The 19,423-nt window shown below is 54.8% G+C and carries 17 protein-coding genes and 2 pseudogenes; 10 read left to right on the forward strand and 9 right to left on the reverse strand.

Annotated elements, in window-relative coordinates:
* Positions 1-129 precede the first annotated feature (129 nt).
* On the reverse strand, positions 130-1,059 hold the full coding sequence (locus ABDX87_RS28075) for a GlxA family transcriptional regulator (RefSeq protein ID WP_346830832.1): 930 nt from the start codon (positions 1,057-1,059) through the stop codon (positions 130-132).
* A gap of 105 nt (positions 1,060-1,164) precedes the next feature.
* Here ABDX87_RS28075 and ABDX87_RS28080 point away from each other — a divergent pair, with 105 nt between their 5' ends.
* Positions 1,165-1,944 (forward strand): SDR family NAD(P)-dependent oxidoreductase, encoded by a 780-nt coding sequence (locus tag ABDX87_RS28080; RefSeq protein WP_346830833.1) that lies wholly within the window; start codon positions 1,165-1,167, stop codon positions 1,942-1,944.
* 510 nt (positions 1,945-2,454) lie between these two features.
* Here the strand turns inward: ABDX87_RS28080 and ABDX87_RS28085 are convergent.
* The 3 genes from ABDX87_RS28085 to ABDX87_RS28095 all read right to left on the reverse strand — a co-directional run bounded on the left by ABDX87_RS28085 (position 2,455) and on the right by ABDX87_RS28095 (position 4,580).
* Entirely contained in the window at positions 2,455-2,874 is a 420-nt protein-coding gene (locus ABDX87_RS28085) for a response regulator (protein ID WP_346830834.1), read from the reverse strand.
* 674 nt (positions 2,875-3,548) lie between these two features.
* Entirely contained in the window at positions 3,549-3,794 is a 246-nt protein-coding gene (locus tag ABDX87_RS28090; RefSeq protein WP_346830835.1) for a hypothetical protein, read from the reverse strand.
* Between the two features lie 342 nt (positions 3,795-4,136).
* A complete protein-coding gene (locus tag ABDX87_RS28095) occupies positions 4,137-4,580 on the reverse strand; it encodes a hypothetical protein (RefSeq protein ID WP_346830836.1) in 444 nt (147 codons plus the stop codon).
* Between the two features lie 466 nt (positions 4,581-5,046).
* Between ABDX87_RS28095 and ABDX87_RS28100 the strand changes: the two genes are divergently transcribed.
* On the forward strand, positions 5,047-5,382 hold the full coding sequence (locus ABDX87_RS28100; protein ID WP_346830837.1) for a hypothetical protein: 336 nt from the start codon (positions 5,047-5,049) through the stop codon (positions 5,380-5,382).
* Between the two features lie 733 nt (positions 5,383-6,115).
* Here the strand turns inward: ABDX87_RS28100 and ABDX87_RS28105 are convergent.
* Positions 6,116-7,127: pseudogene (locus tag ABDX87_RS28105) on the reverse strand (zinc-dependent alcohol dehydrogenase family protein).
* A 157-nt stretch (positions 7,128-7,284) separates the two neighbouring features.
* Here ABDX87_RS28105 and ABDX87_RS28110 point away from each other — a divergent pair.
* From ABDX87_RS28110 to ABDX87_RS28120, 3 genes and pseudogenes are all read left to right on the forward strand, one after another.
* Positions 7,285-8,226 (forward strand): annotated as a pseudogene (locus ABDX87_RS28110) (LysR family transcriptional regulator).
* A gap of 311 nt (positions 8,227-8,537) precedes the next feature.
* Complete coding sequence (locus tag ABDX87_RS28115) at positions 8,538-8,792, forward strand: hypothetical protein (RefSeq protein ID WP_346830838.1); 255 nt, start codon at positions 8,538-8,540, stop codon at positions 8,790-8,792.
* 2,115 nt (positions 8,793-10,907) lie between these two features.
* Positions 10,908-11,348, forward strand: coding sequence for a DMT family transporter (locus ABDX87_RS28120; protein ID WP_346830839.1), 441 nt, complete (start codon positions 10,908-10,910; stop codon positions 11,346-11,348).
* Between the two features lie 214 nt (positions 11,349-11,562).
* Here ABDX87_RS28120 and ABDX87_RS28125 read toward each other — a convergent pair whose 3' ends face one another.
* Both ABDX87_RS28125 and ABDX87_RS28130 read right to left on the reverse strand, forming a co-directional pair.
* The gene (locus ABDX87_RS28125; protein ID WP_346830840.1) at positions 11,563-12,189 is read right to left on the reverse strand and encodes a 2-hydroxychromene-2-carboxylate isomerase; all 627 of its coding nucleotides are present in this window, start codon (positions 12,187-12,189) and stop codon (positions 11,563-11,565) included.
* A 162-nt stretch (positions 12,190-12,351) separates the two neighbouring features.
* Positions 12,352-13,218: a helix-turn-helix domain-containing protein gene (locus tag ABDX87_RS28130; protein ID WP_431061291.1), complete on the reverse strand. Its 867-nt coding sequence runs from the start codon at positions 13,216-13,218 to the stop codon at positions 12,352-12,354.
* Positions 13,219-13,502: 284 nt separating this feature from the next.
* Here ABDX87_RS28130 and ABDX87_RS28135 point away from each other — a divergent pair, with 284 nt between their 5' ends.
* The 4 genes from ABDX87_RS28135 (at position 13,503) to ABDX87_RS28150 (ending at position 16,752) form a co-directional block, all read left to right on the forward strand.
* Positions 13,503-14,267, forward strand: a complete 765-nt coding sequence (locus ABDX87_RS28135; protein WP_346830842.1) for an SDR family NAD(P)-dependent oxidoreductase — start codon at positions 13,503-13,505, stop codon at positions 14,265-14,267.
* Positions 14,268-14,464: 197 nt separating this feature from the next.
* A complete protein-coding gene (locus ABDX87_RS28140; protein ID WP_346830843.1) occupies positions 14,465-15,076 on the forward strand; it encodes a TetR/AcrR family transcriptional regulator in 612 nt (203 codons plus the stop codon).
* A 48-nt stretch (positions 15,077-15,124) separates the two neighbouring features.
* Complete coding sequence (locus ABDX87_RS28145; protein ID WP_346830844.1) at positions 15,125-16,087, forward strand: alpha/beta fold hydrolase; 963 nt, start codon at positions 15,125-15,127, stop codon at positions 16,085-16,087.
* The gene (locus ABDX87_RS28150; protein ID WP_346830845.1) at positions 16,084-16,752 is read left to right on the forward strand and encodes a glutathione S-transferase family protein; all 669 of its coding nucleotides are present in this window, start codon (positions 16,084-16,086) and stop codon (positions 16,750-16,752) included. The genes ABDX87_RS28145 and ABDX87_RS28150 overlap by 4 nt, the downstream gene beginning before the upstream one ends.
* A 154-nt stretch (positions 16,753-16,906) precedes the next feature.
* Here the strand turns inward: ABDX87_RS28150 and ABDX87_RS28155 are convergent, their stop codons facing one another.
* Complete coding sequence (locus tag ABDX87_RS28155) at positions 16,907-17,638, reverse strand: SDR family NAD(P)-dependent oxidoreductase (protein ID WP_346830846.1); 732 nt, start codon at positions 17,636-17,638, stop codon at positions 16,907-16,909.
* Positions 17,639-17,724: 86 nt separating this feature from the next.
* Between ABDX87_RS28155 and ABDX87_RS28160 the strand changes: the two genes are divergently transcribed.
* The gene (locus ABDX87_RS28160) at positions 17,725-18,132 is read left to right on the forward strand and encodes a winged helix-turn-helix transcriptional regulator (protein WP_346830847.1); all 408 of its coding nucleotides are present in this window, start codon (positions 17,725-17,727) and stop codon (positions 18,130-18,132) included.
* 133 nt (positions 18,133-18,265) lie between these two features.
* On the opposite strand, the gene ABDX87_RS28165 is transcribed toward ABDX87_RS28160, so the two are convergent.
* Positions 18,266-19,174 (reverse strand): AraC family transcriptional regulator, encoded by a 909-nt coding sequence (locus tag ABDX87_RS28165; protein WP_346830848.1) that lies wholly within the window; start codon positions 19,172-19,174, stop codon positions 18,266-18,268.
* Between the last annotated feature and the right edge of the window lie 249 nt (positions 19,175-19,423).

Consider the following 19,423-nt stretch of genomic DNA (forward strand, 5'->3'; position numbering starts at 1 on the left):
TCCGGTTAAGCGCCATATGTTTCGACCGTACAAGACGGCCGCTGTCAGCCCGCTTGCTTGTCGAGATTGGTCTCATCGCGTGGGTAGGTAAGCTAATTGAAGGTTTGGGTTCGACATGAAACGCCGGGGTCAACCGGCATTTCTGCGCACGGTCTGCGGGGGCTGCCCGAGGGTACGCAAGAACGCCCGGCGCATGCGTTCACGGTCGGCAAAACCCGTTTCGTAGGCAATGGTCTCGACGGTATGCCGACCCTGTTCCAGCATCTGCCGGGCCGCCTCCACCCGTAAACGCTCCACGGCCTTTGCGGGTGTCTGACCCGTCTCTTCGCGAAAGGCGCGACTGAACTGACGCGAACTCAAGTTCGCCGCATCGGCCAGCTCATCCAGCGACAACGGGTTTTTCAGGTGGGATCGGGCGTAAGTGAGTGCGTTCTGGATGCGATCCGACTTGGGGGCCAGATCCAGCAGAGCCGAGTGTTGTGATTGCCCGCCAGCGCGGCGGTGGTAGAGCACGAACTGACGCGCCACCGATTGAGCCACGTCGAGACCGTGGTCGTCTTCGACCATGGCCAGTGCCAGATCGATGCCTGCGCTCATCCCGGCGGACGTCCACATCTGGCCGTCCTGAACGAAGATCCGGTCAGCCTCGACGTGAATGTCCGGATAGCGGCGCCCCAGCTCGCAAGCCACCATCCAGTGCGTGGTCGCTCGCCGGTTCGCCAGCAGCCCTGCCTGAGCAAGAATGAAGGCGCCTGTGCAAATGGAAGCGATTCGTCGCGAGGTGTGCATGGCGCCACGCAGGTAGTCGACCAGCGCCTCGGATGCCTCAGGACTCGCGGCCCCGCCACACACGATGACGCTGTCGAACGGGTCGTCTCCCAAGGGGGTGCTCAGCACCGAGACGGCCGCCGTTCCCTTGACCGGGCCGCCTGTTTCCGAACGGATCGAGACCTCGTAATGCTGTGCGCCAAGCACCCGGTCCGCGACTTCGAATACCGAACTGGCGGACAGGCAGACGAGCTGGAAGTCCGGATAGATGATGAAGCCGACCTTGTGCATAGCGAATGCTCGATGGCGATAAAGGTGGCAATTATGACATTTAAGCCATGAGGCGCAATGCCTATCATGGGCTCCCGAATGAAGCTCACTCCTTGGAGAACACCCATGTCACGTCTTACCAGCAAGATCGCTGTTGTCACCGGCGCCAGCTCTGGCATCGGCCTCTCTGTTGCTCAAACGTTTCTCGCGCAGGGCGCGGCTCGCGTCTACCTGACCGGACGCCGCAAAGCCGAGCTGGATCGCGCCGTCGCGTCGCTGAACGCCCGCTTCCCGGACGCCGGGCAAGGCCCACGTGCAGTGGGTGTACAGGGAGATGTCAGCCAGCCCGCGGACGTAGAGCGGCTGTACAGCCTGATCAGAGCCGAGTCCGAGCGCGTTGATGTCGTGTTCGCCAACGCCGGTTACGCGGAGCCCGCCCCGCTGGGCAGCCTGACCGAGGCGCACGTCGATGGATTGCTCAATACCAACGTCAAAGGCGTTATCTGGTCGGTGCAGGGCGCCTTGCCGCTGATGGGCGAGGGCAGCTCGATCATCCTCAGCGCCTCGATTGTCGCCAGTAAAGGCTTCGGCGACTGGAGCCTCTACAGCGCCAGCAAGGCCGCTGTCCGTTCGTTCGCCCGCACTTGGGCGTCCGACCTGAAAGGCAAGAACATTCGCGTCAACGCCGTGAGCCCTGGTGTGATCGACACCCCGGCCTGGAGCGAGTCGGATATGCCGAAAGAGCAAGTGCATGGCTTCTTCCAATTCGCCGCATCGGTCACCCCGATGAATCGAACTGGCCGCGATGAGGAAGTGGCAAAAGTCGTCGCCTTTCTGGCCTCCGACGACAGCAGTTTCGTGAACGGCAGCGAAGTGTTTGTCGATGGCGGGATGGCGCAGGTCTGAGCCTGTCGATCGGGTTTGATTCACATGTCTGCCAGTAAACAAAAAAGCTCCGGAAATCAATTCCGTGGCTTTTCGTTTATTGCGACCCTCAACTAGGCAGAGGCTACAGTGTCACGTCGTTTGAATGCTCTATTTCGGCGGCCTACCGTTGATTAAAGCTGGAAAGCGGCTATCGCGGCCGATCAGGATGACCACTAGACGCGGGTCAATCCCTATAGCGGATGCCGGAGAGTAGTTGTGTGCAGAGGCGGGGCGTCCGCTTCTGGCCGTTTGCAGCCGCTCGCTGTACATCAGCAGCTAGGAGAATCGCTACCTGCTGGTGGTTGGTGAAACGAGACTAGAAGCAGTGTCCAAGAGCAAGCGACAGATGCCGACTCTTTGGGCTGCGCTCATGCTTAGCTGATAGTCGAGGTTGATGATGCTTGTCCATCGATAAGGCGAAGACGCGGCGTCCACTAGGCTGAAAATGGTCACGCAGGAGTACCACGGAGGAACAAGTACAGAGCCATTTCATGCTGATCGGAGGCGAGTGGGGATAATCCCAGGCTGAAGCAAGCTCGCGACAGTCTCCACCAGTTTTCCTACTGGCCAAGGCTTCTGTAGAAAGACCACACCCTCGGGCAATTCAAAAAATTCCTGCTCGTACCCACTGGTTAAAATCACCGGAATGTCGGGCCATTTACTCCTGAACATTTGAGCAAGCTGTAGCCCGAGAATGTGACCGGGAACGCTGTGATCGGCGAGGAGCAATGAGCAGTGACCATGGCTGTCAAGGACATGCATCAAAGCATCGTCGGCCCGTTCGAAAAGCACGACCTTGGCCCGAATCCCCATGAGGATATCTGCCATCAGTTGCCTCAAAATATCATTGTCCTCCACCACGACGATTTCGCCATTTATGGGAAGCATGCCCGTCCATTCTGCAATCACGTGCGTAGTCCTTACGAATGAAGGTGCGTTTATATTGCGGAGTGCCCAGCGTGAGGGGCTGGAGGTCGGACAGCTGACGCGGTCTAAGAATGTCTGAATTCAGCATCAATCTTGAGGGGCGAGCCTAAGAGGAAACACGCGTTGCATTACGCTACAGCATTGTATAGGCGCACGCGCGGATCATTTTTGAGCGAAGAGGCAACTTTATTAGCGGAGAGCGGGAGAGGGGCCACGATTTCGCTGACTAAGGCCGCAATCTGCGCATGGAAGCAGATTCATCGTCGTAGTCGCCTACGGTCTGCAATCACAAACGGCAGGAGATTGCGTCCAGGTCGTCTCAGGGCGCCAGCTTTTGCCCTGAGTATCCACAGCCATCGGAATGTTCAAACTGCGATCTGCGGTCGATGGGAACTCGGTCGCTCCAACTGGTTTTGCAGGGGCTCTACGCATCGGCAAACGAGCAGCCTCATGGGTTTGATCCAGCCCGAGCGCATGAATGAGCATGATTCCGTAGGCTGATCTCAAAGATGTGCTGACGCGGCTGCCAACGCACCAAGCGTGTGAAATTACCGAATTGCTCCCGCGCAAATGGTGCGACCGTTTCATCACGGAGAGCGTCGGGTAGACGCTTGCCATTACATGAATTGAAGCGCTCAACATCCCGTGGTTGAATATCAATCACGCTGATCGTCTTGGCGGTTCATTTCCTTGACGATCACTTCGCCAATCATCAGCGCCCAAAGGTCTGCGTTGAGGGTTAGCAGTGAGAGTAAATCCCAATATACAGACTCTAGGCGACGCGAATTCATCACAGGTGCGCGAGTTGCCAATGTCTTAAGGGCATCGCGAAGGCCTATCTGGCTCGTTATCAGCGCGCGTAAATGCTCGTTGTCCAGCCGCTCAGTTTGCATCGCTTTCACTCACCGTCGAAGTCAATCTTCATAGTGCCATCAGGCAGAGCCCATGGCGTTGAGTATTTGATTCTCACCAAGCCATACGTCGGTAACATGCCGAGCACTCGCGTCCGTTGATAAGTGGCGGTTAAGTGTTCGTTCCGGGTACACGTTGGAGCGAGAGCGGCGCGGTACCCAGACGCATACAAAATTGAGATCGGATGCGAATGGGTGGGCAAGTCCGTGCATTTTGCCGGTTAACTAACCGATCTGACCATAAAGGCGAAGGTGTGATGAAGGCGTGTTTACTGGACGCTTACGATGGATCAGCAATATGCATTCTTGTTATATGCCTGATTCTGCGACACATCATGGCGTGAACATTCCCGCGATTATCCTGGCGTCTAGCAGGGCGTGGTGGGGCAGCGCCGCCGCGTCACTTGTCGGCGAAAGTGTCGTGGCATCGGTCGGATAATTTCGGACGTTCCTGGGCCAGCGTCCATTGTCGTAAGCGAGCTCGCAAAACAGCTCCCAGTCGTAGATAGGTGCGTCTGTGGCCACCTCGAGCTCTTCATCGAAGGTTGCCAAGAATTGGAGGAGTGCCTTCCTGGCCTCGATTATCGACATGGCGTGATCACCACGCCAAAGCTGCGGCAGTACGATCTCATTCACGAAATCACTACAGTCGTCTTCTCGCCAACCATCGAGCAATTCAACGTAGAATTCGCGACCGTTCTCAGAAACCAGTGCCAGCGATATCAGCTTCGCTGCTGATGAGAGCTGGGTAAACTCGCAATCAAGAAAGAGCCTCATGCTGTTGAAACTCCGGAATGACTAGGGCCCGTCTAAATATGGCGCATGAAGGTCTGCTGTGGGAGATGGCCCTCGAACATTTTGGCTCGGACGAACTGCTCCAAGTGGTTGTAGAGATGTGGAGCCATGTCACTCCGGCCAGGCCAGTGGTAGAGCACCTGACCACCAAACAGGTCAGCCAGGATGTTCTGAATCTACTGAAAATTGCTCAGGAACGGGTCGGGGCCTTCGTACCGGGTCGAGCGCCAGTTGCGGGCACAGTGACCTTATACGCTCGCCACGCCAGTGACCTAGCTGACGAGCTCATTACGCGACTGCCAAAGGCGTTACTTTCGCGGGCATGGAGAGGAGCCTGCCTCGAAATCGACATAGGCATTTAGAGTGTGGTCATGCGCCATAGGGTACCGTGGCGTAGCCATCCAACTAGAATTCCATTGAGCTTATTCCTGCTCCACTGAGATGTTTTATGAATGGTGATTTGACTGAAGAAGAGATGCGTCGTGCATTGTTTGGTACGGCTGAACCTGAAAGTCAGGTGCCTGCTGTTCCAGTTCAAGAGCCTGTGCCCGAGGTGGTATTCACGAGGCCGGTAGCAGCTCCCGTAGCCAAGAAGAAAGTGGCGAAAGCATTCACGCCACGGCTCAAGGTCACGCTGCGGGTCGGGAACGTTTTCGAGGGGGAAACGTACGAGCTGATTCATGAGGCTGACACGTTGAGCTCGCTGCTTGCTGAGCAAGAGGCTGTGAAGGCTGCCAGGAAGAAGTACAAATACGTAGAGGTCGTCTCCGTCAAATCGATGTAGACGCAAACCTGAGCTGAGGAGGGGGTCAATATTCCGACGTTGGCTGCTGGTTGGTGGGCCGCTGTCGCGGACGGCTGTCGTAAACCGAGCCTACGCGTGACCGCTACGTCTCGGCCCTCCCGGGCTTCCATCCTGCCACCTGCGCGCTCCGCTTGCGTTCGGTAACATCCCCACGTCTTCTGGTTGTTGTTGTTGTTGTTGTTGTTGTTGTTGAGTGTACCCAAGCTTATAGCTTAGAAATCTTGAGAGGATGGTGACTCCAAGCGACGTTTCGTATCTTTGCCAAGTGTGTGGATACCCCGGGCTTGAAGAGCTTCCGTATGACGAGGTTGCTTGCACTTCGTTTGGCATCTTCGCCTTCTGTAGCACGTTGTTTGGCTACGACGACGCCATATCGGCCCATGCTGATTTACGGAGGTCATGGATATTCAACGGTATGCCTCAGCGGAGCAGGGCTCAAGCGTCGCCGAAGGATTGGGATCCGGTCAGGCAAATCAATGCGGTCGACGAAGGCATTAGCCATAGCTGACGCCTTTACATCAGCATTTCGTGGTAATCGTTTATCGTGGCTGGTAGCTGCCTGTGGTTGTTGAGGTAATGCGCTTGCAGCAGACAGCTACTCGTCACCAGAAGAGCTCGGTTACAGCTCATGCACGCAGCCGCCCGCCTTTGCCCGATTGCTGCTCAACCAACAACCGAGCGGCGGATTGCCGCTGTTGCTCGACGCAGCGAATCAGGAAATTTTGATCACCACTTTGCCAAACGCTCCTTTTGCCAGATGTTCAAAAGCCTTGTGGGCGTCTTCAAACGCATAAGTCTGATCAATCACTGGGCGGATCGCGTGTACATTCAGGAATGCATTCATTCGCTCGAATGACGAGCGTGGTGCTACTGCGATGCCCCGGATCGTGGTCTGACGGAAGATCAGCGGCATCAGGCTCAACGTTGTCGCCTGCCCCGTCAGAAAACCGATCTGAGCGATCTTGCCAGCAGCCTTTGTTGCCAAAATCGACTGGTTCAAGCCTTCGCCACCCGCCACGTCCAGCAGAAGATCCACGCCTTTGCCATCGGTGAGTTTCAGGACTTCCTCTTCCCAGCGCGGATAGGTTCGATAGTTGATGCCAGCCACTGCGCCAAGCGCCTTGACCGCTTCAAGATTGGTGTCGCTGCTGGAGGTGACGATCACCTTGGCGCCAAGCGCGGTTGCGAGTTGTACGGCGAAAATCGAAACACCGCCGGTGCCCTGCACCAGTACGGTTTGACCCGCCTGGATCTGCCCATAGTCCACGAGCGAGAACCATGCGGTCAGGGCTGCGATGGGAAGCGTCGAGGCTTGTTCGTCGGACATGTTGGCTGGAGCACCCACAGCGCTGTCTTCGTGAATGATCATGTACTCGGCCAAACCACCAGGTAAGGGCATGCCGAAGCAGTAGTCGGGTTCGTTTGGCCCTGGCTCTCCGTCAATCCAGCGCGAGTAGAGGTGCGAATTGACCCGGTCGCCCACGCTGAACCGGCTGACGCCTTCGCCAACGGCCACGACAGTCCCTGAAGCGTCGCTGACCGGAATCAGTGGCTTCGGCACCAGGTGGGGTTCGTAGAAACCATCGATGATGGCCTTGTCGCGAAAATTCAACGAAACCGCACCCACTTTCACCAGCAGTTCGCCGGCTTTGGGTACAGGCGTAACCGCTTCGCCGAAAAACCAGATTATCGAGACCGAAGTCGTTTAGAAGCCATGCTTTCATGTGCCTTTCTCTCTTGAAGTGGTCTGTCGTCGGCATTGTCATCAAGCATGCTTGCCGGATAAATGCCCGATCAGGCACAGGATTGTTATTTTTGAAGATAACAATCAGAGTGAGCCCTTGAGCTAAAGGCGCAACAAAAGACAAGCGAGACGACACCATGGAATTGCTCCAGTCCATGCAGGTATTTGCCCGATTGGCAGAACTAGGCAGCTTCACCAGCGCCGCAGACGTGATTCAGATCGGTCGACCTTAAGTCACGCGAGCGATACAGGAGTTGGAGGCTTCGCTCGGCGTGCGTTTGTTTCAGCGCACCACCCGATCCGTGAGGCTGACCTCGGAAGGCGAGCAGTTCTACGAGCGCGTGCAATCGATTCTGGCCGAGGTCGCGAATGCAACAGCGATGTTCTCCTCCCCGCGTTCGACCGTGAGGGGGCGACTGCGAGTCGATATCCCTACGGCGTTTTCCGAACCTGGCCTCATCGAAAGCTTGCGCACCTTTACGACCAGCTTCCCGGCAGTCGAGCTTGCTTTGGGGGTCACTGATCGGACTGTAGATCTGGTTGCAGAGGGTGTGGACTGCGCGTTGCGTATCGGTGAGCTACCGAGTTCAAGCCTTGTCGCCCGGCGCATCGGTATGGCGACCATGGTCACCTGCGCGGCACCGCGATACCTGGAGGAACATGGCGAGCCCACAAGCCTGGAGGATTTGAACAGGCATCGAGGGGTCACTTTCTTATCCGGGCACAACCAACGCCCGCAGGCGTGGCGATTTATGGATGCAGGGCGCGAGCAATCGCATGTGAGTCGCCAAGGCATTACCGTCAACGAGTCCAACGCCTATGTCGCGTGCGGGGTCGCCGGCTTCGGCATCCTTCAGGCACCTGGGATTACATTGGATCGTCATCTGTCGGACGGAACGTTGGTTGAGGTACTACGCCCCTATCGCCCGCATCCCAGGCCTGTATCCGTGTTATACCCCAGCCGTGCGCATCTGGCGCCGCAGGTTGAGGTGTTCGTTGATTGGGTGCAAGAGCAATTCCCCCGGCTCTATGGACGGTGGCTGGAGGATCAGGCAGGTCATCCTGTTGCGCGTAAATGAATTTGCCAAAGGACTGCTTTCGACCCAAAGCGGGCCTTTCGGGCCGGTGCGCTCCACAAAATGTGATGAAGCGAAATCGTGGCGCGTGACGGTGCGGCGTGACGTTTTGAACGCGAGCCAGGATCACTTTTGGCGGTAACAGCGTCTGCGACAGGCAACCGAGGCGACGATACGGTTCAAGCGGGTCTATGTGAACTTCTCACGCGTCGAAATGAGGGTTAGGTCATTGGGCATGGAAGGCGCAGACTCGGCTAATGGTCTGCCGATAGCACTGCTCTCGCTGTAGCGACCCGGTTCAAAGGAACTACGAGATGAGCATGACCCCGGAACGCGTCGCCGAGCGCGTCGACGATTTAGTTGAGTCGGCCCTGCATGGTGCCAGCCGCGCTTATGCCCACCATAATGCGAAACAGGCCCTAAATTACATCGAACAGGTATTTGAGCTTGGGATCATTACTCCCGAGCAATTCCAAAGGCTGAACGCCGCCGTTGAGCAAACCGTCCGCGATTGGAAACCCCAGCGGGATGCTGACGGCCATCTTTTAAGCCCAGATCATAATCGCTAAGGGCGGCGAGGTGAGAGTGCTCTTCTGAGCCGCTTGGGCCGAGCATTTACCCGATTTGCTTGCGGCGCTCGGCACCTATTAGCGTTCGACGTACAGTCCGCTGTTACAGCAAATCGAGACAGACGAAATGGTCCGAATTGGATCGTTTGTTCGGTTATGCTAGCCATGGCGATGACCGTGTTGATTTCTACACACTGTGTTGAACGCTACACAATGTGGCGTTCTCTACACAGTCGGGCGCGTTACCGAGAAAATCGGAACAGCTTCCGAACCTTGTCACTTCCTTCGGCATGCGCGAGTGAGACCGAATTCTCTCACTAAGATCAAAGCGCCTCACGCGGGAATCAGGAACTTCTGCTCTGGGACCGGAGTAACCCCAATTGGAGATGTGAGCAGACGCGCTCACATCTTGGTCGCGGAGCTTGCCCACTACGCGTTCTTTCATACAGTAGATTTTCTGATGGCGATCTGCCGTTCTTCAACTACGAGCTCTACATTGCTAACGAGAGCGTTGTAACTATCTCCATCGCCACCTATGACACAATCGTGCTCCAGTGGCCGAAGCGTTTGAATGGTTTCCGGCTTCGATGATTAAGCCTCTGGTCCGGTTTAATCGAGCACACCGGCATTAACGGAGGTCTACCCACATTCAGCAGCCCAACAGTGACGGTGAGCGACATGCGTCAACGTGGCAGCAAATACGAGCAATGGATTGCGGCGGCCTCGTAACCCAAGAGCACTCGGGAGTTCTGAAAAACGGTGTGCAGTTCCACGCCAGCACGTACATCCCCACCAGGGGCGTGCAGGAGCTGGGCCTTGTGTTTGTTGGTCTCTACTCACCTAAGGGTGAGTTGATCTTTGAAGAGTGCCATGGGACCAGAGATCAATCACACGATGAGGCGCTACTTTGGGCGAAAGTGATGGCGTCGCGTGTACTCGGACCTGACGCTTAGCGGGATATATCAACAGTATGGTTTGCGCTCGATAAGGCCGTGTGGTGAGCGTCGCTGCCCATCGTTCGCTTGTCCACATACGTTGAATCAAGATGTTCGATCCCGCTGACCTTGGGGCTGGAGCCAGCAGTGAATGGGGGTATATCCGCGCAGGTAGATTTTTTTTAATTTTTTTCAGCCTCATAGATCCCAAAAAAAATCACAAAAATATAGGGAGAACTGTCTATGAATGCTCCTGCGCATTTTCTGATTCGGTATCGCCCGCGGGTGAAGCGAGAAGCTTTTATCTGCATTCTGTAGGTATGACTAACGCTCTAGCGTGGCACATGTCAGCGGTGGATGCAGGCTACGCAGGGATTCCGAAATAACGCTATGACAAGGTGCCCGAGGTGACGAGACTCAAAGCAGAGCGGCTGGGTATACCATTTGCTGCCTGTCGAGGCATGCAACAGGTGGGTCCAGCCAGCTGAAGCGCAAACTGCCCAGAAGCGGCTCTGGTGCGAATGAGGTAGGACGTGGCGCTTTCTGTTCTGCGAAATCATTCTATTGGTACAACGGCCTGACGTAAATCTGCTCGCTAGTGGATCACACCAGAATGGCCTAGGCGCTCCTCATTGAGAAGGTCGCAAGAGCGGATGGAACGAGGAACCAGTCCGAGCCGATGGAGCTTCAGCAAACAGGTGGTCGGAAAATGCTGTTGCAAACTTGATTCGGAAACGATCATTCCCTATATTGTGCGCCGTACGTTGGGCAAAGCCATCGCGCCCGTTTCGGCTGACGTGGTCTTGAACAGCGGCGCACCCTTCGGGGGCCGGCTTCCAGTTGGCATGGCTATCACTGCGTTGTTGCTAAGCGCGGCGGGTCACCTATCAGCCAGATGGGTGCTTGGTATCGATGAGCTACATCGAGGCGATTCTCTATCGTTAATGCAGCTTAATCCACGGCAAGACGGGCAGCCTTAGGCTAATTGGAGCAACTCGACCATGGTCATGGATTGACGCCTGAATGCGCCGCCTGCTCAGCAAACTGGGTATCATTATTTAGGAAATGATCACTTCCATAGTATGGGCGACGTCGAGAACCTTTCCTAAAGAAATTAAGCAATGTGTTATGTCGCGTGCGGCCAACACTTATACGTCATCGAGCGGATGGGATAACGAGAATGCCTTCAGTATACTTTTTTCTAGCACTGGCAGCTGGAGCGATGCTGCCATTGCAGGCGGTTGTTAACGCGCGACTGGCCCGGGCCGTCGATGGTCCTCTATGGGCCGCCGCAATCTCCGCCTTGGTAGTGTCAGTGGTTTTGGCCGGTATCGCGCTAGCATCTGGCAAGCCTTGGCCAAGGCCTGCGCTTATGGTCGGGCTACCTTGGTGGGCGTGGGTTGGTGGACTATGCGGGGCGGTGGTTCTTTCAGCTACGGCAGCGGTTGCACCTCGTCTCGGGGCTGGCTGTATGATCGCACTGATCATGGTAGGCCAAGTAGTTACTGCTCTAGCTTTGGATCGGCTGGGTTGGTTTGATATGGCTGTGCAATATTTGACTATAAAAAAACTGGTAGCAGCAGTAATTCTTATTTTCGGAGCCGTGCTGATGGGAATGTGAAAATGTTCGCTAAGGACAGAACGGCGCGGAGGACGTTGTATTTCAACGTCCAAAAATAATGGCAAACAGGCGTTTTCCTTGCATTCACGCCATGTGATCATGTCGATTTTACTTGGATAATCCAGTGCACGGTGCGCGGTTTGGAATAGGCGTTAGACAACGTGATGGATGCTTGATCAGGTTTGTGAAAACGCGCCGTACCACACGTAGACGTTCAGGATTTCGAAGCGGAATCCCCGGCTGCGGCTATATAACGGCAGCCTTCTTGAAGGTAGTGGTCGACTAGCCACAATCTATCTACCCCCCAAAACAGTTCATTTTCGATCCTGAACGTTGGTGATCCGAACACTCCCAAGGCGATGGCCTCCTCGGTAGCATGGCGAACGGCGATTTTGGTATCAAGGGATTCAAGAGCGTTCTGCACCGTTAATCCGTCAACCCCTGCGCTCCCTGCGATGTCAACCAATGTTGAGTTATTAGTTAAATCGAGGTCCTCAACCCATCGCGCATGCAGTAATGCCTTAGCGAGACGAGCGCGATCTTCTAGCTTGGCGCCATGTAACACACGCTGGGCGGGTACGGGATCAAACATTTGAAGATTCGACGTTATGCCTAATCCAAGCACCTTAGCCATCCGTGACACGTCAGTCCGGATGTAGTCGCTTTTTAAAGGCGTCTCCATAGCGGGTTTCAGCCCCATCACCTTAACCACAGCGACGCCTATGCGAAAGGGCCTCCATTCGACCTCTCGACCGTGTTTAGCGGCAAGCGTCTCAATGAGGTTAGAGGCGAGATAGGCATAGGGAGAAACGAGGTCAAAATAGAAAAATATTGGGCTCATAGCACGAGGCCTTTCAATGGTTCGAGCGCCGAAACGACGCAACCTAGACAGGGTAGCATTTGATTTCTGAGGACTAAATTTGTCAGCCGAAAATCATGATCAAAGGATGCAGACGATTATCAGGGACGCGCCGGCGAGAGCTTATCTGCGTAGTGATTGGCATCACCTGCGGTAATCGGTTGGCGTGACACCGACCTCGCGGCGGAAAACCTGAGAGAAATGGCTCGGACTGGAGTACCCAACCTCAGCACTTATATCTATGACGCTCATATTGGTTTGAAGCAACAGATGCTGCGCGCGCTTGATTCTCAGCCGGATAAAATACCGATGTGGTGAAAAGCCTGTTGAAGCTTTGAAAAGCCTGCTGAAATGGAATTCACTTAAATTTGCCACCTTGGCAAAAAAATGCAAATTGAAATCCTGTGAGAGCTGTTGGTGCATGGCACCGACTACGCGACGAAGCTTGTAGGCCTGCAACGCGGAAGGGTTGCGCGACCGACCGGAGCTGCACAAGTAAGCGCGTATCAGGTGCACTGCCAGGGCCTGCACGATCCCGCCGATCAATAAAAAGCTTGGCTCTGTCTCTTCCAACACCTCATGCTTCAGATGATGCAGCATCGATCTAACGGTTTCGTCCTGCCCTCCAGAGACGTCTTTAAACACCACCGGCAGGGATATCGGGCCAAGGTACTCTTTGGCGGCGGTGTTTATGTAGGAGAGGCCAAGGTAGACATGCATGACTTCGAATGTCTCACACTCATGGGTTGTCCAGCGCATCTCGTACGGTTCGTCGGTATTGGTCAGAAAGAAATCTCCAGCCTTGACTGAGACCGCCTGCCAACTGCCGCCGATCTCGCGCTCTTCAACTATCGCCGAACCGGCCAGCACGAACACCACGAGCGGTTCAACAACAGCAGGAACGAGGATTGGCTTCGCACTGGTGTGATGGCTAAAGAGCTGCACGACGGCATCCTTGATCTCTACGCGAGAACGTAATCCGTGAACGGCGCCCGGCAGATAACAGGGCATGGATGCAGGAGCTGTACGTGATGGTGTTTTCAAGGCGTTCGGCACTTCGATAGATCTTACGACGGGTTCGCAGCGAAGCCTCATTGAGCCTTTGCTGTGTTCTTTATCCCCGCCTGTCATCGCTGCCCCCGCCCGAATGGTTCACCAGAGCAAGATCGCGACATTGGGAGCAAATGTGCAAAAGATAACCGCCTGGTTTTGCGCGACAGTCATGCCGTGTTTTAGCGACGCGCAACCGCGCATATTGGCAGGCAGACTGCCCCAAAATATTCCTGGAGTACGATATGGTTGATTTCAACGCAGCTATTCCTCGCGAAGTTGAAGGCAAGGTCGCATTGGTCACAGGTGCAGCAAGTGGTATCGGTAAAGCAGTGGCTTTGCTCATGCACGCTCGCGGCGCGAAAGTCATTGCCGAAGACATGAATCGGTCTGTTGAAGATCTTGCGAGACCAGGTTTGGTTCCGCTGGTCTCCGATATTTCCAAAGATGGCGCAGCTGAACGTGCGGTGGGGCTGGCTGTAGATACGTTTGGTAAGCTCGACATTTTGGTGAACAACGCTGGGATCATCATGAATAAGCTTCTTGTCGACATGACCCGCGAGGATTGGGAGAGCATCCAAGCGGTGAACGCAACCGCAGCCTTCCTTCATAGCCGCGAGGCGGTAAAGGTGATGACCCCCAGGAAGAGCGGAGCCATCGTCAACATCGCGTCCTATGCCTCATATTTCACTTTTCCCACGATCGCTGCCTATGCCGCATCAAAAGGGGCATTGGCTCAATTGACTCGAACATTAGCCATTGAGGTCATTGAACATGGGATTCGTGTTAACGCAGTAGGCGTCGGCGATGTCGTCACTAACATCCTCAACTCGGTTGTTGAGGATGGACCTGGATTCCTTGCTAAGCATGGAGAGGCCGCGCCCATCGGGCGCGCCGCACAGCCAGAGGAGATAGCCGAGATTGTATCGTTCCTGGCGTCGGACCGCGCGAGCTTCGTGGTGGGCTCTATAGTAATGGCGGACGGTGGCATGACGGTATCCGCAGGTTGATTCCCTAGCATAGATCAAGGCCCTTGATCAGAGCCTGCTAGATGCTCGGCTAGGGCCCTTTCTTTGCGCCTAAACCATCAGGTCGGTGGCGCGTACCGTTTGCAAATGACCCCAAGGGTTCCCTATTTGAATGATGGACCGATCAGCGGCTGCAATAAAGGTTGGATTAGGAAGCGATCATTCTCTATGATTTAAGTATGACCAAAAAAATTGCCCCTTCATCCCGCCCTGGCCGCCCGCGCGAGTTCGACAGCGATGCTGTGCTTGATAAGGCCGTCTTGCGCTTCACTGAACATGGCTACCATGGATCGTCAATTTCTGACCTCCAAATAGCACTTGGGCTTACCGCAGGGAGTATCTATAAGGCCTGGGGCGACAAGCGCGGGCTTTTTTTGGCGGCACTAGAGCGTTACATCGAGGTTCGGACCCGGTCTATCGGGGACTGCCTTGCCGGCTGTCTATCTGCCCGCGACAAGATCCAAGCGTTGATGGAGCAGTATGTTCAATTGAGCATCGGCAAGTCCGGCCGTTCTGGATGCCTGGTGGTAGAGACTGCTGTTGAGCTTGCGGTTTCAGACGCTGAGATTGCCGAACGTGTGGCAGCTCAGCAAAAATCACGCGAAATGCAGCTGAAACGCCTAATCGAAGCAGCTCAGATCGAAGGATCAGTCAACTCTGACCTCGATAGCGTGTCTGTGGCAAGACTGATGCTTGCCGTTCAGCAGGGTATGAGAGTTCTGGGCAAAACCGGCACGTCATCGAAAGCCATGAACTCGATGGTGCATGAGTTGATGAGGCTGCTCGGCTGAAAAAAATTTACCCTATTTGGAAACGATCATTCTCTATTTGGAGGTTTTATGAATAATCACCCAGATCAGCCAAGGTTCGTGGGGACGGAATTTTTCGTCCGCACTAATTTTTGGGGAGTCTTTCAAAACGGCAGCGTTAAGGTCGGGGATGTCAATTTGCACTATGTTGAAGGCGGTGTCGGCAAACCGATTCTGCTGATACCTGGCTGGCCACAGAGTTGGTACGCCTGGAGATACGTTATGGCAGCGCTCGTGGATGCCGGACGTCGAGTGATTGCAATCGATCCTAGAGGCATGGGTGATAGCGATGCTCCTCCGCAAGGCTATAGCCTCGGTGAGGTAGCCGCTGAGATTCGCGAGTTTGCCAGCACGATCGGCTTGCTAGAGCAGGGCCCAATTGACTTGGCCGGGCATGATGTCGGAACCTGGATCGCATACGCATTAGCCGCCGACTGGCCCTCCGATGTTCGGAGATTGGCCGTGCTCGACGCACTGGTACCTGGCATATCGACGCCCCGAACCGACCTACCGCCTGCTGAGGCGAGTATCCGAAGCTGGCACTTTGCGTTCAATCAGCTTGATCAACTTCCCGAAATTCTCATCAGCGGTCGGGAGCAGGAATTTCTGACCTGGCTGTTTAAGGCAAAATCCATGCAATCTTGGACAATCGCTCCTGAGGACGTAGCGATCTATGCGCGACAACTTGCAGCACCTGGCGCCTTGCGCGCTGCCAGCTCTTACTACCAATGCGCGCTTTCTCCTGAAGGTGTAGCCGCCAACCGTAAGCGGTCGGAGACATTGCTAGAGATGCCGGTACTCGCGCTCGGAGCGGAGCGGGGCGCTGGTGACACCATTGTGAGCGCGCTACGAACTTTGGCCAAGGACGTGGAGGGCGGTGTAATACTTGGCGCTGGTCACTATTTGCCTGAAGAAGCTTCCAGCCGCGTCGCGGCCGAATTCGTCCGTTTTTTTGGCAGCGATACTGAATTTGAAGGAGGGTTTCATCGATGATTCAACGTTTAAAGAGAGATGCTTCAAACGGCCCCTTGCGAAGGCTGGGCGACATGGTGCTCTATCAGTTCCGCATGGGAACGAACCCGCGCAGAGTTTCCATTTATCTATCAGAAAAGGGTATTGACGTTCCCCGCTATGAACTTGACTACGCAAACCTGGAGCATCGCACACCCGAATATTTAATGATCAATCCTGCTGGACGTGCGCCTACATTGGTCACCGATGACGGTACAGTGATCACGGAAGCGGCGGCCATTGTCGAGTATATCGAGGAGCTTTTTCCTCAGCCGGCCATGATAGGCACATCCCCGGAACAACGCGCTAAGGTTCGTGCATTGGAGCGTATTGGAAATGACTTAATTGCGCGCAGCATGCTTTGGCTGTGGAACACGACCGACGCATTCCCTCGGAAAGAGCCGAAGCCTTCTAAAGCATTCGCGGAGATGCTTTACCGACATGTTCAGGAGTTACTGGATGTTTTGGAACTGACTATCGGCGAAAATGAGTTCCTGGCGGGGGATGCTCCCACGATCGCAGACTGCACTGTGTTCCCGATATTTCAGACAGCACGTGAGCGATTCAAACTTCCCTACGCTGAACACTATCCCCGTCTGAATGCCTGGTATGAGAATTTCCGCACTCGCAAAAGCGCTCAATATTGATGGCGTTTTTAGCAGAGACTTGACCCACTGAAAAGAAGATGCTGCCTAGTAGTTCACTAGGATAGTCCAGTGCAGGATGACCAGTGTGGCAGCCCGGGACGCGCGCCGGGCTGCTGCGACGTTTTGGTGAAATGCATCCTTGCGAACTGGCGATTTAAACCTGTGCCATGCCTCCATCGATGCAAAGTTCAGATCCCGCGATAAAGCTGCTTTCATCGCTGGCGAGGAACAGAGCCGCTGCGGCGACTTCTTCCGGCTTGCCGAGGCGTCGGAGTGGGATTAGGTCGGACACCGATTTTCTGACTTCCTCGGATACAGCATCGAACATCGGGGTATCTATAGGCCCTGGGCTGACCACGTTCACCCTGATGCCGCGCTCGGACAGTTCGTTGGTCCAAGTCCTGGCGTACGCCCGCAGCGCCGCTTTGCTGGCGCCGTAGGCTCCATACCCCGCAGTGCCGATAAAACCCGCAATCGAACCGATCAGCACCACGCTGGCGCCGGAGGGCATCAGCGGCAATACCTCCTTCATGACGAACAGAGGCGCTCGCGCGTTGGTATCGAATGTTTTGTCGAAATGCGCTTCGGACGTTTCGACAAGCGGGGAGTAGTCGGCGATTCCAGCGCTCATTACGAGGATATCCAACCGCTCTGAGCGTTTTTCGATGGCTTCAACGATCAAGCGCAGGTCCTCGCGCTTAGTAACGTCAGCCCTGATCCCCTGTGCCTGCTCGCCAAGCTCGGACAGCGCTTTATCCACTGATTCCCGGCTGCGACCTGTGATGAAGACAAAGGCGCCTTCCTCAATGAAGCGCTTAGCTGTCGCCAGCCCGATACCACTCGTACCACCAGTTACGAGGGCTATTTTTCCACTTAGCTTTGCCATGGGTGATCCTCCAGTTAGGTTGGCGATCAAGATATATTTTGTATACTGTGTGTCAATTACGCACTTGAAAGAGCCTAGATATACTCATGGATACCCTTAAGCCGAAAATTGCGGATCAGGTATTTGCCGAAGCGTTGGCGACTCGCCCAGTCCTTGACCAGATCGCGAACAAATGGTCAGTGTTAATCCTCACGGTGGTATGTACCGAGCCCGCGCGCTTCAACGCCATTAAGCGACGCCTTGAAGGCATCACTCATAAAGCGTTGACTGAAGCACTCCGGCGCCTGGAGAGAAACGGACTTGTCTCAAGACGAGTTATTACCGCGTCCCCCATTGCTGTGGAATATTCGATCACGCAACTCGGATTATCGTTGCAGAAGCCTTTTTCGGCACTGTTCGACTGGGCGGTACAGCATCAGCTAGATGTTGAAGAGGCACAGCAAAACTTCGATCTCCTAAATACCAAGCGAAGCGAAGCGGTACAGGCGGTTTAGCAGAACAACGCTAATGGGGGAGGGACATAAGGCTACGGCGTGCCGTGTGCGCGGTAGGCTCCTGAGATGTGATGGATGCTCACCAGTGCGAACGGTGGAGCGGGACCAATTATTGTTTGAGAATCCATTTCCTCTAGGCGGTACATCGGGCCATCGCGATATCTCTGCTGGGGAGGGTGCCAAACAAACGGCTATAATCTCGGCTAAATTGCGAATGGCTTTCATACCCTACTTTGAAACGTGCCTCAGTGACGTCCATTTGTTCTGAGATCATCAGGCGCCGAGCTTCATGCAGGCGCAGTTGCTTTTGATACTGTAAAGGACTCATGGCAGTAATGGCTTTGAAACGGTGGTGAAGGGTGGAGCTGCTTAGTTTCGCTAGGCGCGCCAGTTCACGAATATTCATCGGTGCGGCAAAATTGCGATTCAGCCAATCTATTGCATGGGTAATGCGATGTGTATGACTCCCGCCAATGGCAATTTCGCGCAGTAGATGGCCTTGCCGGCCCTGGAGCAAGCGGTAGTAAATTTCCTTGACCGCGAGCTGGGCAAGGGCGGGTATGTCACATGGATTATCCAAGAGTTTGACTAGGCGAAGGATTGCATCCAGCACCGACGCATCAATCTGGTCCAGATGCAGACCTCTACCGACATCTCCGGCAGGACCTCCTATGAGATCTGCTTCAATGACCATTTGTGCGATCTCCGCAGGGTCGATATCCAGCCTAATACACAGATATGGGTGCTCTGGGGTTGCTTCAATGACCCTCCCCGCCAGAGGCAAAGTAAGTGTAACTACAAGGTAATTCAGGGGGTCGTACACATAGCTTTGATTCCACAGACGCACCTCTTTGCGCCCCTGTGCAATGAAACACAGGCCGGGCTTGTGGATCGTATGGATCGTATCGGTTGGGGTATCGCTGCGAACAAAATTAAGTTGGGGGATATGAGTTGGAAATACGCCATATCCTTTAGCGATCCGTTCAATTGATGTGACAAGCTCCGCCCTGCGTGCTGCGATATTCGTGTCTCGAAGGCTCATCTCAGGCACCTTTGTTATTGATGTTTTCCAGACAACCTGTTTGCTCGACTTTACGAACATTGACGATTTTCACTCCCATAGCAAACGCTACAGGCCGATACTACATGCTGGAATGGCAGGCTCTAGCCAGCATCTTGAAATTCGCGAAGTTGCGTCTATGAAGGCGGTATTTGACTGGATGGTCAGGCGACGCCTTGAGCTTCCTAATACCTCCTAAACCATTCAGACAACCCTCCGCGCAAAACCATA

It is taken from the genome of Pseudomonas abietaniphila, assembly GCF_039697315.1.
Lineage (GTDB): Bacteria > Pseudomonadota > Gammaproteobacteria > Pseudomonadales > Pseudomonadaceae > Aquipseudomonas > Aquipseudomonas abietaniphila_B.

Bases quoted from the DNA above. Each gene is read 5' to 3' on its own strand.
- ABDX87_RS28075 (WP_346830832.1), bottom strand. From the start codon at position 1,059: ATGCACAAGGTCGGCTTCATCATCTATCCGGACTTCCAGCTCGTCTGC.
- ABDX87_RS28115 (WP_346830838.1), top strand. From the start codon at position 8,538: ATGAGCATGACCCCGGAACGCGTCGCCGAGCGCGTCGACGATTTAGTT.
- ABDX87_RS28125 (WP_346830840.1), bottom strand. From the start codon at position 12,189: ATGAGCCCAATATTTTTCTATTTTGACCTCGTTTCTCCCTATGCCTAT.
- ABDX87_RS28135 (WP_346830842.1), top strand. From the start codon at position 13,503: ATGGTTGATTTCAACGCAGCTATTCCTCGCGAAGTTGAAGGCAAGGTC.
- ABDX87_RS28130 (WP_431061291.1), bottom strand. From the start codon at position 13,218: ATGCCCTGTTATCTGCCGGGCGCCGTTCACGGATTACGTTCTCGCGTA.
- ABDX87_RS28140 (WP_346830843.1), top strand. From the start codon at position 14,465: ATGACCAAAAAAATTGCCCCTTCATCCCGCCCTGGCCGCCCGCGCGAG.
- ABDX87_RS28155 (WP_346830846.1), bottom strand. From the start codon at position 17,638: ATGGCAAAGCTAAGTGGAAAAATAGCCCTCGTAACTGGTGGTACGAGT.
- ABDX87_RS28145 (WP_346830844.1), top strand. From the start codon at position 15,125: ATGAATAATCACCCAGATCAGCCAAGGTTCGTGGGGACGGAATTTTTC.
- ABDX87_RS28080 (WP_346830833.1), top strand. From the start codon at position 1,165: ATGTCACGTCTTACCAGCAAGATCGCTGTTGTCACCGGCGCCAGCTCT.
- ABDX87_RS28095 (WP_346830836.1), bottom strand. From the start codon at position 4,580: ATGAGGCTCTTTCTTGATTGCGAGTTTACCCAGCTCTCATCAGCAGCG.
- ABDX87_RS28100 (WP_346830837.1), top strand. From the start codon at position 5,047: ATGAATGGTGATTTGACTGAAGAAGAGATGCGTCGTGCATTGTTTGGT.
- ABDX87_RS28150 (WP_346830845.1), top strand. From the start codon at position 16,084: ATGATTCAACGTTTAAAGAGAGATGCTTCAAACGGCCCCTTGCGAAGG.
- ABDX87_RS28120 (WP_346830839.1), top strand. From the start codon at position 10,908: ATGCCTTCAGTATACTTTTTTCTAGCACTGGCAGCTGGAGCGATGCTG.
- ABDX87_RS28165 (WP_346830848.1), bottom strand. From the start codon at position 19,174: ATGAGCCTTCGAGACACGAATATCGCAGCACGCAGGGCGGAGCTTGTC.
- ABDX87_RS28160 (WP_346830847.1), top strand. From the start codon at position 17,725: ATGGATACCCTTAAGCCGAAAATTGCGGATCAGGTATTTGCCGAAGCG.